The sequence below is a fragment of the Arthrobacter sp. 210 2 genome, from assembly GCF_059093025.1.
Genome location: NZ_JBNHIE010000005.1, coordinates 235,416 through 248,951 on the forward strand (window position 1 = coordinate 235,416; position 13,536 = coordinate 248,951).

Below are 13,536 nucleotides of genomic sequence, written 5' to 3' on the forward strand. Positions count from 1 at the left end.
GCGCCGGACGCCGTCGCGCGTTCCGGCAAGGGGCACCGAAGCGTACGGCCCTACAGCAGGCGGTGTTCCCGGGCCCAGCCGGCTGCGCCCGTCCGCGATGTCACGCCGATCTTTTGGAAGATGTTGGCCAGATGGCGCCCCACCGTCTTTTCGCTGAGGACCAGGGCGCCTGCCACATCCCGGTTGCTGGCTCCGCGGCTGACAAGGGCGAGCACCTCCGCCTCCCGCGCGGTGAGCCCGCCCGGCAGCCCTGGCTCGAGCCGCCGGACGTCCGGCAGTGCGCCAAGCTGCCGGTAGATGGCGAGGGCAGTGGCCATGTCTGCCTCCGCGGCGGCCTGTTGGTGCATGGATGTCCTGCAGGCAGCGAGCAGTTCATGTACTTGGGCGATGCTGTAGCGGGCACGCTGGCTGCGGTAAATGCGGGCCGCGGATTCCAGTGCTGCCGCTGCTTCTGCCGGCAGGCCGGAGGACAGCAGCAGGTGCGCCCGGGCATGGCTTGCCCAGGCGAGGAAGCCCGGCGATGCGAACCGCTCCGCGATCTGTTCCAGCTCGCCGCAGTAGGCTGCAGCGAGGTCCGGCTGCCGGCAGGCCAGTGCGATTTCGGTCGCGGGAAGGAGGAGCCGGGCGCGGTCAAGGGGATTGCCTTCGCCGAGGGAACGGCTGAGCTGCTCCAGCGCCTGGCCGTGGTGGCCGGCGGCATGGAGCAGCAGCGCCTCACCCGGCTGCGGGTCCAGCCCCGTCCCGCGGACCCGGGAAAATGCCTGGGCGGCACCGGAGCTGTCACCGCGGAGGCGGAGGATGTCACCCAGTTCGTAGAAGCCGGCACCGGCCATCCAGCCGTGGGCGGCGGCCAGTTCTTCGCTCAAGGGCCCGATTTCCCGGACAACGTCCTCCCACGCCCCCTCGCTGCTGAGCAGCTGGAGTTCGTGGACGCGCGTCACTCGCGCGTAGACGAAGGTGCGGGACAGGCCGGACGTCCAATGCTCCAGCGCCTGCGTCCATGCGCGCATTCGGGCGAAGTCGCCCAGCGCGTGGCAGAGGTGGGTCACCGTGCAGTAGATGTCGCCGCTCCACTCGGCCGGCACTTCGCCGGCAAGGACGGGAAGCATGGCTTCGTCGATGTCACTGAAGCCCGCCGCCGTCTGTCCGTTGCGCACCAGGGCCAGGCCGGACAATATCCGGGCGAAGCAGAGCAGTGCCGGGTCCCGGTGGGTCCGCCACAGTTCCACCAGGGCGGCGGACGCCCCGGCCACGGGTGCCGCGTCGCCGTCGAAATCCAGGGACATGGACGCTTCCACGTACAGGAGGTAGCCGTGAGCGGGAATGTCCTCGAGGCCGTCGAGGTTCCGCCGGGCCCGGTTCAGCCACCCGGAGGCGAGCGCCAGGTCCCCGCGGGTGCCCCAGCGCAGGGAGAGGTTGATGGCCGTCATGGCAGCACCGGGGCGGTCGCCGGCGTCGTTGAGCCGCCGGTAGAGTTCTTCAGCCCCGGCCAGCGCCCCGGGCACGTTTCCCAGCCACCAGGTCGAGCTTGCCAGGGCTTCGAGGTCCCGGGTGGAAAGCGGCGCCTGGCGGGCTGCTGCCGCAAGGTTGTTGGCGGCCGCGGGCCAGTCCCGCCGGGCGAATGCTTCGCGCCCGGACGTCAGCAGCTGGTCCAGTTCTGGCATGCCCGTCTCCCGGATGACGCCTTTAGCGTACTGCCGCGCGCCCGGACGGAACAGCAGGATGCCGAACTCCTTGAGGCCGCAGCCGGCGACTGCGAGGATGGACGGGTGGAGTCACTTCTTGAGTTCCTCTCCGATAAATGGTGGCTGGTCTTTCCGCTCAGCGCGTTTGCCGGCCACTATGCCAACAGCTGGCGCAAAGCCAGTGAGCGCCGCCACCAACGGAAGGTGGAACTGTACACACTGAAGAACCAGGCCCGTGAGGCCGAGAAGGCGTCGGCGGCTGAAGTGGAAGCCCTGATGGCCGCCCATGACGCCACCAACCGCCGCTGGCTGGACTACGAACTCGACGTCGGAAAACTCATCGACTTTCCGCTCATGACGGACGTCAGGGAACCCCTCACGGTTGCCTTCCTCCGTGCAAAACGCGAGGCGGACGGCCAGCGGCCGGCCTCGGCCGCTGACATCACGTCTCCCGCACGGCTCGAGGCGTACCGCCAGGCCGTCAACAGCTTTGCCGTGGCGCTCGATGTTGCCGAACGGGAGGCCCGGCGGATCCGGGACGGCAAATTCTCCGGTCCCGAGCGTGAGCGGCTGGCCACCGCCCGGAAGCTGCTGATGATCGCGGAGAACCATGCTGCCACGCCGGCCGAACGCCAGGCAGCCTACAAGCGGGCCCGCCGGGAGCTGGACGGACTGATCGTCCTGCCGGACGTGACCATCGCCGCCTTGGAGGAACGGGTGGCGCCGGGACTGGACGCTGGACGGCAGCCGTCGGAGTCCGGGCCCGCCTGAGCGGCTGGAAGGGGCAGGGTGGCACGCACGCTCTACATCGACGTCGACGGCGTCATCTGTCCGTTTGGCCCGGAAGGAACCACCCCCTGGGGTTCCGCCTGGCACCGTGCAGACGCCGGTCTCCTTCCCGTTGCCTATGCAACGGAACTCGTGGCAGGACTCAATGCCCTGTCGCGGACGGACGGCGTGCGGTGCGTCTGGCTCACCAGCTGGGAGGACCTCGCCCCGCAGTACCTGTGCCCCGCCATCGGCGTGGAAGGCGGGGCCTGGCCATACCTGACGGCGGCGGGCGAAGGCAGCGGGAACAGCTGGTGGAAGCTTCGCGCCATCCAGGAGGATGTGAAACGGGGCCCGAGGCTGCCGTGTGGATCGATGACCAGCTGGCCTTCGAAGCGGAGGCGCAGTCCTGGGCCCGGCTCCTGGGACGGAGAATGCTGGCGGTCTCCCCGAATCCGCGGCGGGGAATAGCACCTGATGAACTGGCAGCTGTCCGCTCTTTCCTCAGCCGGCCGTTGTTTTGACCTGATGCCATGGACGCGTACGATCGATAGGGTTTCACGCCGGTTGTGTTAACGCCACAGGTCATTCCAAGCGAACAGCTGGTGAATTATGCTGTGCAGCACAGCAACCGGGGGACAGAAACTGCTGAACGTCGACTCTGCAGATTGGGCAACAGGTGGATATCACCTTCATGGTGGCGCTGGTCATCGCACTGGCACTATTTTTCGACTTCACGAACGGTTTCCACGACACCGCGAATGCCATGGCCACGCCCATCGCAACAGGTGCCATCAAACCGAAGACCGCGGTGACCCTCGCTGCCATCCTCAACCTGGTGGGCGCGTTCCTGTCCACCGAGGTGGCCAAGACGGTTTCCGGCGGCATCATCCGTGAAGGCTCGGACGGCGTCCAAATCACGCCGGACATTATTTTCGCCGGCCTCATGGGCGCCATCCTGTGGAACATGATCACCTGGCTCAAGGGCCTGCCGTCGAGTTCCTCCCACGCCCTGTTCGGCGGCCTGATCGGTGCTGCCATCGCGGGTATCGGCTTCAACTCGATCAACCTCGAAGGCCTCATGCAGAAGGTCATCCTCCCGGCGATCTTCGCCCCGCTCATCGCGGGCATTGTCGCGTACGTCTGCACCCGCCTTGCCTACGCCCTGACCTCGCGGCATGACCCGGAAACCGGCAGCAAGCTCACCCAGAAGCGCGGCGGATTCCGCACCGGCCAGATCTTCACGTCAAGCCTTGTGGCGCTGGCCCACGGCACCAACGACGCACAAAAGACCATGGGCATCATCACGCTGGTCCTGATTGCCGCAGGTACCCAGGATCCCGGTTCCGGTCCGCAGTTCTGGGTCATTGCTGCCTGCGCCTTCGCCATCGCCATCGGCACGTATGCCGGCGGCTGGCGCATCATCCGCACCATGGGCGCCGGGCTTACCGAAGTCAAGCCGGCCCAGGGCTTCGCCGCCGAAACCAGCACAGCCTCCGCAATCCTGGCTTCCTCCCACCTGGGCTTCGCCCTGTCCACCACGCAGGTGGCCTCCGGTTCCGTGATCGGCTCGGGAATGGGCCGCAAGGGAACCAGCGTCCGCTGGAGCATGGTGGGCAAAATCGCCCTCGGCTGGCTCTTCACGCTTCCCGCGGCAGGCATCGTGGGCGCACTGACCGCCCTCCTGGTCAAGACGGGTGTGGTGGGTGTGCTGATCGCCGCGGTGGCCGGCACCGCAGCCGTACTCTTTATGTTCTTCTACTCACGTAAGTCCGCCGTGGGCCACCACAACGCCATCGAGGTCGAGGAAGCCGGGCAGGCTGTCCGGTTCGCCAAGAAGAAGGCCATGGCCCGTGCCCGCGCGAATGCCAAGGCCAAGGCAAAGACAAAGACCGATACCCCGGTCATTGCTGATACCAACACTGATGCCAACGCCGAGGCCGGCGCCAACACCTCCAAGGAGACTCAGCGATGAAGTGGTTGGAACTCCTGACCGTTGCCGGTGCCACCCTGATTGCGGCGGTCACCGTGGTGGTCCTGTACTCGCTGGGTGTCCGGCTGACGGCTATTGCCGCCGATGCCCAGCAGACGTCCCCCGGGATCAAGAAGTCCTTTGCGTACGTGTGCTTCGGGCTGTGCAGCCTCGCGGTCCTTTTCGGGCTCTACCTGATCATCCCGTACTTCTCGGGCTAGTCCGGAGCCCTCTGGGCACTGCCGCGGCGGTTGGCTAGGCTGGCTCCATGTCACGGATCCAATACTTCGTAGCTGCTTCCCTGGACGGCTTCATCGCCACACCCACGGACGACCTCGGCTGGCTCCTGCAGTTTGACGGCTTCGATGGCGGCAACGAAAGTTATGAGTCGTTCATGGCCGGCGTGGGCTGCATTGTGATGGGTGGTGAGACGTACGCCTGGCTGATGGAACACGAGCCGGACAAGTGGGCTTATACAGGCACGCCCAGCTACGTGTTCACCCGGCATGAGTACACGGCCCCTGCCGGCGCGGACATCACCTTTGTCCGAGGCGACGTCACTGAATTCGTTGATGACTTCCGGCACGCCGCGGGCGATAAGAACATCTGGCTGGTGGGCGGCGGCAATCTCGCCGCACAGTTCGCCGACGCTGGCCTGCTGGACGAGATCATCCTTTCGGTCATCCCTGTGGTCCTGGGCGAGGGCAAGCGGCTGCTGCCATTGTCATGCCCGACGCCGCCCCTTGAGCTGACTGCCTCACGCGCCCTGGGGAGGGGCATTGTGGAGTCGCGGTACCTGCTGAAGGGGCCCGCGGACAGCAGCGCCTGACGTAACGTGCGGTGGTTGAGCCTGTCGAAACCCGAACCCGATGCGCCTGGCCGTTCACGTGCGGGCGTGGAGGAACCTCGCCAGACCGTCTTCACCCGGGGACAGCCCGCTGGGGACGAAGTCCACATGGCCGCGGACAGCATCAGACAGTGTCGGGTAGAGGCGCCCGTTGCTTTGTGGTTCAGGTTCCACCTCCGGTCTCCGTTGTTCAGGCCAGTGTGGTGGTTCCCAGTCCTGCTCTTCGCTTTTGTATCTTCGGCCGGACGGTGAGATCCAGCCGGGTGGATCATTCTTCGTGGCCGGGGTTGGTTTCCAGGAGCTGGTGTGTCGGAGCTTGTGGTGTTTCGGGCAGGGCTGTCCCAGGTTGCTGATGCCGGTGGTGCCGCCGTGATGCCAGGCGAGGATGTGGTCGGCTTCGTTGTCGAGGGAGTGGTTGCTGCAGCCCGGGAAGGGGCACTTGCCGTCCCGCATCCGCAGCCAGTTCCGCATCGCGGTGCCCACCCGGTAGCTCCTGCGGCCGATCTCCAACGGCGCCCCGTCACGGGGATCCACCAGCACCCGATAAAACGACCCGGCCCCGTTGGCGACGAGGTCCCGGGCCATCGACGCCGGGATTGGGCCGTGCCCGTCCAGCATCGCCGGCTCGTCGGTCAGTCCTATCAGCGAGAACACGGGCACCGTGACCAGCACCTGCGGCCTGATCCACGACGACGGCCCGGAAGCCCCTTCCTCCCCGCGGGCTGCGTCTGCCCCATCAGCACCGTCGCGGCCGTAGCGGACGGCGCCGGTGCTGTTCCCGTCGAGGAGTGCTGCGGTGAATTCGTCGGCGCGCCGCTGGGAAAGGGTGCGCCGCTCGTTCGGGCCCTCCAGCCGGCGCGCCGCGGCGGTGCAGTGGTTCCAGATCGCAGTGGCGGTTACGGGGGCAGGTAGGCGGAGATCCAGGCCATCGCGTCGTTGTCCGGGCAGTGCTCGACGCGCCGGTCCGCGACGGACCTGGCGTGGCGCTTCTCCAGGCTTTCCGGGTGGTGCCGTTCCCGCCACATCCGGGCTTTGGCTCTGAACCGGTACGCGGGCATCTCCCCGACCGGACAGCCCCTGGCCGGGTTGGGTGCGCCCGGGTCAAGGAAGTGCGCCTCCAGCGCGCTGGCCGCCGCGGGGTCAAGGGTCACCGTTTGTTCCACCATTGTCCGGGCGTGGGCCCAGGAGACCATCCCTGACTGCAGGGCCGCCAGCGTACGGGGCAGGGAGGTGGTCAGGGCATGGGACTCAGCCAGCAGGGCACCAGCGGCCCGGTCCCCAATAGCCAGCGCACACCCGACCTCAGCGACCAAGCTCCTGTCCTGCGCCATAGCCGCGTATGCTGAGGCGGCCGGAGCGTCCAAGGCCTTCAGGGCCGCGGTCAACACCGCCACGGCCTGCACCTTCAACGCGGCCAGCTTCGCTTCGCACCGGGCTACCCCGGCAAGGACATCCAAGGCTCCGTCAGCAGCCCGCCGCAACGGGTCATCATCAACTCCAGCCGGAGCCTCAGCCCTGCCGGGGGCAAGGGAGACAGCACCGGAAACGCCGAAACCGCTGCCAGCCAGCACAGCAGTAAACGCAGCAACAGAGGCGTCAACCGCTTCCTCTGCCTGCACCACCACCGGGTTCGTTTGCATACCGAAAGCATCCCAGGAGGGTACGACAATCAGTCCGTTCCGGGCCGGTCAACGCTACGAGCTATGGGGCGCCGTGTCCCGTGCCGGGTCCGCTGCGAAAACGACGTGGGGGAGAGTCCCGCTATCCCTGGGGCGGCTCGGCGTTGTCGCGGATCATGTTGGTGATCCTTGCCGTGGAAAGCCGCCTGCCGTGCTCATCCGTCATCACGATCTCGTGCGTGGCCAGTGTCCGGCCCAGGTGGATGGCCGTGCACGTCCCGGTGACAAGCCCTTTGGAGATGGACCGGTGATGGGTGGCGCTGACCTCGATGCCTACCGCGTGGCGGCCCTGCCCGGCGTGCATGCCCGCCGAAAACGAGCCCAGCGTTTCGGCGAGCACAACATGCGCGCCGCCGTGCAGGATTCCCGCCACCTGCGTGTTTCCCTCCACAGGCATGGTGGCGACGGTCCGTTCCGGGCTCATCTCAAGGAAACGGATCCCCATTTTCACCACCAGGGCCCCGATCCCAAACCGGCCCAGCCAGCCGTGCAGGTGATCCGGGACGCCCGCGGCCGTCAGCTCGTCAGCGAATGGTCCGGGCGTGAAATTGTCCATCATGCCAACTAGGCTGGCACCTGTGAGTGAAACAACCAAACCGGCCCCTTTTCCGTCCCAAGTTCTTCCGCAGGACCCCGCCCTGGAAGGCGGAAGCGCCCAGGGCGGCACCGCCGTCAAGGAGAAAGTTCCTGCCCCCGCCGGTGAATCCGTTTCAGCTACCGCAGCCCCCGTGGTGCCCATGACGGGCCAGCCGAGGCTTCTGGTGCTGGACGGCCACTCCATGGCTTTCCGTGCCTTCTTTGCCCTGCCCGCGGACAAGTTCTCCACGATGAACGGGCAGCACACGAACGCCATCCACGGCTTTACGTCCATGCTGATTAACCTGATCAAGGAACAGCAGCCCACCCACATCGCCGTGGCCTTCGACGTTTCGGACGAGACCACGCACCGCAAGTCCCAGTACAGCGAGTACAAGGGCGGCCGGAATGAGACGCCCCGGGAGATGAGCGGCCAGATCGACCTGATCGCGCAGGTCATGGAGGCCTGGGGCATCAAGACCATCAAGCTGCCGGGCTACGAGGCGGATGACATCCTTGCCACCCTTGCCGCAATGGGTGAGAAGGCAGGATTTGAGGTGCTGCTGGTTTCGGGTGACCGGGACGCGTTCCAGCTCATCACGGACAACGTCTTCGTGCTCTATCCCAAGAAGGGCGTGAGCGACATCCCGCGGATGGACGCCGCCGCCATCGAAGCCAAGTACTTCGTCAGCCCGTCCCGCTACTCCGACCTTGCCGCGCTGGTGGGGGAGACCGCGGACAACCTTCCCGGTGTGCCCGGCGTCGGCCCGAAGACCGCGGCCAAGTGGATCAACCTTTACGGCGGACTCGAAGGTGTCCTTGAGCACCTGGACTCCATCGGCGGGAAGGTGGGCGACGCCCTGCGGGAGAACGTCGAAAACGTGAAGCGGAACCGGATGCTCAATCAGCTCCACACGGACCTGGAGCTTCCCGTCACGCTTGATGACCTGTACCAGCCCCGCCCGGACCAGGCAGCGCTGGAGGATCTGTTCGACCAGCTCGAGTTCAAGACCATCCGCAGCCGGCTCTTCGCCCTCTACAGTGACCAGGAAACACCGGCCGCCGAGCGGGAGAGCATCGACGCCCCGGAGTACACCACACCTGCCAGCGCCGCCGAACTGGAGGCATTCCTGGCCGCGGGGGCGGGGCAGCGCTCGGCCCTGGCGGTGGACCTCATTCCCGGACGGATCGGCGAGGACGCCGCAGCGCTGGCCATCGTCCGGGACGATGCCGCTGTTTACGTCGACCTGTCCGGCCAGGATGCGGAGACCGAGAACGTGCTGGCCGGCTGGCTGCGGGACCCCGAAGCGCCCAAGGTGATGCACGGCTTCAAGGCCGCCCTGAAGGCACTGACGGCACGCGGGCTGGAGCTGGAGGGCGTGGTGGATGACACCTCGATTTCCGGGTACCTCATCCAGCCTGACCGCCGCTCCTACGAACTCGACGAGCTCGCCCAGCACCACCTGAATGTCGGAATTCCTGCCGCCACGGCCAAGGCCGGACAGCTGGAACTGTCGTTCGACGGGGACGATACCGCCGCCGCGGACGCACTGGTCCAGGCAGCCGCCGTCGTGCAGTCCCTCAGCCGATACTTCGAGACCGAGCTCAATGAGCGCAAGGCGGAGGAGCTGCTGTCCACCCTCGAACTGCCGGTCAGCCGGGTGCTGGCCGACATGGAACTTGCCGGCATCGCCATCGACATGGACCGCATGGATGAGCAGCTCGCCGATCTTGCCAGGGTCATCGACCACGCGCAGGAGCAGGCGTTCGCGGCCATCGGCCACGAAGTGAACCTGGGATCGCCCAAGCAGCTGCAGACCGTCCTGTTCGATGAGCTCCAGCTGCCCAAGACCAAGAAGATCAAGTCCGGCTACACCACAGACGCCGCCTCGCTGAAGAACCTCCTGGAGAAAACCGGGCACGAATTCCTGGTCCAGCTCATGGCGCACCGTGAGGCATCCAAGCTGCGGCAGATGCTGGAGTCGCTGAAGAAGTCCGTGGCGGAAGACGGCCGCATCCACACCACCTACGCCCAGAACGTAGCTGCCACCGGCCGGATCTCCTCGAACAACCCCAACCTGCAGAACATCCCCATCCGCAGTGAGGAAGGCCGCCGGGTCCGCGGAATCTTCGTAGTAAGCGAGGGCTACGAATGCCTGCTGTCCGCCGACTACTCGCAGATCGAAATGCGGATCATGGCGCACCTGTCCGGCGACGAGGGCCTGATCCAGGCATACCGCGACGGCGAGGACCTGCACCGGTTCGTGGGCTCGAACATTTTCCACGTGCCCACCAGCGAAGTCACCAGCGCCATGCGCTCAAAGGTTAAGGCCATGTCCTACGGGCTCGCTTACGGGCTGACCTCCTTCGGCCTGTCCAAGCAGCTGGAGATCTCGGTCGACGAGGCCCGCACCCTCATGAAGGACTACTTCGACCGGTTCGGCGCCGTCCGCGACTACCTCCGCGGCGTGGTTGACCAGGCCCGCGTGGACGGGTACACCGCCACGATCGAAGGGCGCCGCCGCTACCTTCCGGACCTCACCAGCACCGACCGGCAACTGCGGGAGAACGCTGAACGCATCGCCCTCAACAGCCCCATCCAGGGTTCGGCCGCGGACATCATCAAGCGCGCCATGCTGGGTGTCCACGCCGGACTGCAGGCCCAGGGCCTGAAGTCCCGGATGCTGCTGCAGGTCCACGACGAACTGGTCCTCGAAGTGGCCACGGGGGAGCGCGAGGCGGTGGAGAAGCTGGTCACCGAGCAAATGGGCGCCGCGGCCGACCTCAGCGTGCCCCTCGAGGTCCAGATCGGCGTCGGACCCAGCTGGTACGACGCCGGCCACTAACGCGTGCGGTCTATGTGACCGGCGTGTTTATGCTGGCCAGGCGCCGGAATCATTGGCTAGGCTCGGACAAATGGCTGATCTGAGCGGAAACTATGAAATCCGGCGCTTCGGCGCGGTATCCAAAGGACAGGACGGCTACACCGAAGCGGACACCTGGAGCCGTGCCGTGTCCTTCGGGTTCCACGAATCCACCCGGACGCCCGAGCATGTGGCAAAGGCCCTGGCCACCTACGAGGCTGACGGACGTGTCCTCACCGGGGCGTACCAGACCGGGACGGTAGCGCCGTCGTCGATGCCCGCAGAAGTACCAGTGGCCACCTTCGCGACGTTCCGCAAGACCCTCAACATCGGGTTCGGCCGGACCCTGGACACCCAGCTGGTTACCTCGGTGACGGTGCGGACCTCGCACCGCCGCCGTGGACTGCTCCGCCGCATGATGGGCGAGGACCTGCGGCTTGCCCGGGAGGACGGCATCGCCATGGCAGCGCTTACCGCCTCCGAAGGCACCATCTACGGGCGCTTCGGCTACGGAGTGGCCAGCTTCGAACGGGCCGTCAAGGTCGATACCACGGCCCGATTCACCCTGCACCACCAAGCCACGGGCAGCGTGGAGGTTGCCGACCCCAAAGCCCTGCTGGACCTGGCTCCCGGGGTCTTTGACCGCGTGCACAGGCTGACTCCCGGATCCATCGGCCGGCAGGAGTGGTACCGCCAACTTGCCTCGGGGTCAATGGGCCACGAAGGCAAGGAGGATCCGGCCGTCAAGGTGGCCCTCCACTACGGTCCCGGCGGTGACGTTGACGGCTACGTCTCGTACAGGTTCCTCGGCTGGGACACCAAGCCGTACACCGTGGAGGTGGTGGACCTGCTGGCAGCCACCAATGACGCCTACCTCGAGTTGTGGCAGTACCTGGCGGCCATTGACCTCGTGGAGTGCGTTTCCTGGGATGTAGCCCCCCTGGACGACCCCCTGGCCTGGGCCCTCACCGATCCCCGCTGCATCGAATCCTCGGACAGCAGGGACATGCTCTGGCTCCGGATCCTTGACGCTCCCAAAGCCCTGGCAGCCCGGCACTACCCGGCTGACGGGAAGCTCGTCCTGGACCTCCGTGACCCGCTGGGCCTCACGGCGGGAACGTACGCGCTGGCAGTCGACGGCGGCCAGGCCGCCGTCGAACGCCTGTCCGACGGCGCCGCCGCAGACCTGGCGCTGGACGTTTCCGCGCTGTCCTCGATCTACCTGGGCGGCGTCTGCCCCGTCACGCTGGCGGCAGCAGGAAAGATCCGCGAAAACACCGCCGGAGCGGCGCTCAAAGCCCGGCAGATGTTCGCCGTGGAGAGGGCCACACACTGCATGACGCACTTCTGACAGGGATGTGTCAACGGCGCCGCTTTGACCCTTGTTGCAGCCTGCGACTAGAATAAACGGGCGTGTACCACGTGCACGTTTTCTACAATCCACAAAATCAGGATGACCCGGAGGATCCGTCGGATTCACCGCGAATCGCGCCTGCGTTCCATAACGCGGGCGCGCCGGTTTGCCTGACCGACTAACTATCCACAACGGAGCCCCTACTACATGACCATCACCTCCACCGAGAAGCCCGGTACCCCCGTAGTCGCGATCAACGACATCGGTACCGCTGAGGACTTCCTCGCAGCTGTCGACGCCACCATCAAGTACTTCAACGACGGAGACCTCGTCGAAGGTACCGTCGTCAAGGTCGACCGCGATGAAGTCCTGCTCGACATCGGTTACAAGACCGAAGGTGTCATCCCCTCCCGCGAGCTGTCCATCAAGCACGACGTTGATCCCGGCGACGTTGTCTCCGTTGGCGATCAGGTCGAAGCCCTGGTGCTCACCAAGGAAGACAAAGAAGGCCGTCTGATCCTCTCCAAGAAGCGTGCTCAGTACGAGCGTGCCTGGGGCGACATCGAGAAGGTCAAGGAAGAAGACGGTGTTGTCACCGGTACCGTCATCGAGGTTGTCAAGGGTGGTCTTATCCTCGACATCGGCCTGCGCGGCTTCCTGCCCGCATCCCTCGTCGAGATGCGCCGTGTGCGCGACCTTGCTCCGTACATCGGTCAGCAGATCGAAGCCAAGATCATCGAGCTGGACAAGAACCGCAACAACGTTGTGCTGTCCCGCCGTGCATGGCTCGAGCAGACGCAGTCCGAGGTCCGCTCCACGTTCCTCAACAAGCTGGAAAAGGGCCAGGTCCGTCCCGGCGTCGTTTCCTCCATCGTCAACTTCGGTGCCTTCGTGGACCTGGGCGGCGTAGACGGCCTGGTTCACGTTTCCGAGCTGTCCTGGAAGCACATCGACCACCCGTCCGAGGTTGTCGAGGTTGGCCAGGAAGTCACCGTCGAGGTTCTCGAGGTGGACCTGGACCGCGAGCGCGTCTCCCTGTCGCTCAAGGCTACGCAGGAAGATCCGTGGCAGACCTTCGCCCGCACCCACGCCCTCGGCCAGGTTGTTCCGGGTAAGGTCACCAAGCTCGTTCCGTTCGGCGCGTTCGTCCGCGTCGAAGACGGCATCGAAGGCCTCGTGCACATCTCCGAGCTGGCTGTCCGCCACGTGGAGCTGGCCGAGCAGGTTGTCTCCGTTGGCGACGAACTGTTCGTCAAGGTCATCGACATCGACCTGGAGCGCCGCCGCATCTCGCTGTCCCTCAAGCAGGCCAACGAGGGCGTCGACGCCGACAGCACCGAATTCGATCCCGCTCTGTACGGCATGGCCGCAGAGTACGACGAAGAGGGCAACTACAAGTACCCCGAGGGCTTCGATCCCGAGTCCAACGAGTGGCTTGAAGGCTACGAGAACCAGCGCGCCGCCTGGGAGCAGCAGTACGCTGACGCCCAGACCCGTTGGGAAGCCCACAAGAAGCAGGTTGCCCAGCACGCTGCCGACGACGCTGCTGCTGCAACGTCCGGTGACGGCGACTCCGGCGCCACCAGCTACTCCTCCGAGCCTGCTGCCGCCGACACCGGCGCCGGCACCCTGGCTTCGGATGAGGCTCTTGCCGCCCTGCGCGAGAAGCTGACCGGCAACTAATTGCCACCGGCACCGGGCTGTCCCGGTGCCAACGCAACAGGCCCCCTGCGGAAGCAGGGGGCCTGTTGCGCTTAAGCCGGCCGGCCAGGCGGCGTGTCCCGGCGGCAG

10 protein-coding genes and 1 pseudogene are annotated in these 13,536 nt (G+C 66.1%); 8 read left to right on the plus strand and 3 right to left on the minus strand.

Features of this window, described 5'->3' with window-relative positions:
• Positions 1 to 50: 50 nt before the first annotated feature.
• Complete coding sequence (locus AC5RWA_RS12250; protein ID WP_494057831.1) at positions 51 to 1,664, minus strand: helix-turn-helix transcriptional regulator; 1,614 nt, start codon at positions 1,662 to 1,664, stop codon at positions 51 to 53.
• A gap of 105 nt (positions 1,665 to 1,769) precedes the next feature.
• Here AC5RWA_RS12250 and AC5RWA_RS12255 point away from each other — a divergent pair, with 105 nt between their 5' ends.
• The 5 genes from AC5RWA_RS12255 to AC5RWA_RS12275 all read left to right on the plus strand — a co-directional run bounded on the left by AC5RWA_RS12255 (position 1,770) and on the right by AC5RWA_RS12275 (position 5,254).
• Positions 1,770 to 2,456 (plus strand): hypothetical protein, encoded by a 687-nt coding sequence (locus AC5RWA_RS12255; RefSeq protein ID WP_494057832.1) that lies wholly within the window; start codon positions 1,770 to 1,772, stop codon positions 2,454 to 2,456.
• A gap of 18 nt (positions 2,457 to 2,474) precedes the next feature.
• Positions 2,475 to 2,924: an HAD domain-containing protein gene (locus AC5RWA_RS12260; RefSeq protein WP_494057833.1), complete on the plus strand. Its 450-nt coding sequence runs from the start codon at positions 2,475 to 2,477 to the stop codon at positions 2,922 to 2,924.
• 208 nt (positions 2,925 to 3,132) lie between these two features.
• Positions 3,133 to 4,428, plus strand: a complete 1,296-nt coding sequence (locus tag AC5RWA_RS12265) for an inorganic phosphate transporter (RefSeq protein ID WP_494057834.1) — start codon at positions 3,133 to 3,135, stop codon at positions 4,426 to 4,428.
• Positions 4,425 to 4,646 carry a hypothetical protein gene (locus tag AC5RWA_RS12270; protein WP_079596015.1) on the plus strand — a complete coding sequence of 74 codons (222 nt, stop codon included), beginning with the start codon at positions 4,425 to 4,427 and terminating at the stop codon, positions 4,644 to 4,646. Before AC5RWA_RS12265 ends, AC5RWA_RS12270 begins: the two co-directional genes overlap by 4 nt.
• A 47-nt stretch (positions 4,647 to 4,693) precedes the next feature.
• On the plus strand, positions 4,694 to 5,254 hold the full coding sequence (locus AC5RWA_RS12275) for a dihydrofolate reductase family protein (protein ID WP_494057835.1): 561 nt from the start codon (positions 4,694 to 4,696) through the stop codon (positions 5,252 to 5,254).
• Positions 5,255 to 5,308: 54 nt separating this feature from the next.
• Here the strand turns inward: AC5RWA_RS12275 and AC5RWA_RS12280 are convergent.
• Both AC5RWA_RS12280 and AC5RWA_RS12285 read right to left on the minus strand, forming a co-directional pair.
• Positions 5,309 to 6,912, minus strand: a pseudogene (locus AC5RWA_RS12280) (HNH endonuclease signature motif containing protein).
• A gap of 121 nt (positions 6,913 to 7,033) precedes the next feature.
• Positions 7,034 to 7,510 carry a hotdog fold thioesterase gene (locus tag AC5RWA_RS12285; RefSeq protein WP_494057836.1) on the minus strand — a complete coding sequence of 159 codons (477 nt, stop codon included), beginning with the start codon at positions 7,508 to 7,510 and terminating at the stop codon, positions 7,034 to 7,036.
• A 220-nt stretch (positions 7,511 to 7,730) separates the two neighbouring features.
• On the opposite strand from AC5RWA_RS12285, the gene polA reads away from it, so the two are divergent.
• From polA to rpsA, 3 genes are all read left to right on the plus strand, one after another.
• Positions 7,731 to 10,373 (plus strand): DNA polymerase I, encoded by a 2,643-nt coding sequence (gene polA / locus AC5RWA_RS12290; RefSeq protein WP_494057879.1) that lies wholly within the window; start codon positions 7,731 to 7,733, stop codon positions 10,371 to 10,373.
• 70 nt (positions 10,374 to 10,443) lie between these two features.
• Positions 10,444 to 11,742: a GNAT family N-acetyltransferase gene (locus tag AC5RWA_RS12295; protein WP_494057837.1), complete on the plus strand. Its 1,299-nt coding sequence runs from the start codon at positions 10,444 to 10,446 to the stop codon at positions 11,740 to 11,742.
• Between the two features lie 210 nt (positions 11,743 to 11,952).
• Positions 11,953 to 13,428 (plus strand): 30S ribosomal protein S1, encoded by a 1,476-nt coding sequence (rpsA, locus tag AC5RWA_RS12300; RefSeq protein WP_079596020.1) that lies wholly within the window; start codon positions 11,953 to 11,955, stop codon positions 13,426 to 13,428.
• The last annotated feature ends 108 nt before the right edge of the window (positions 13,429 to 13,536 follow it).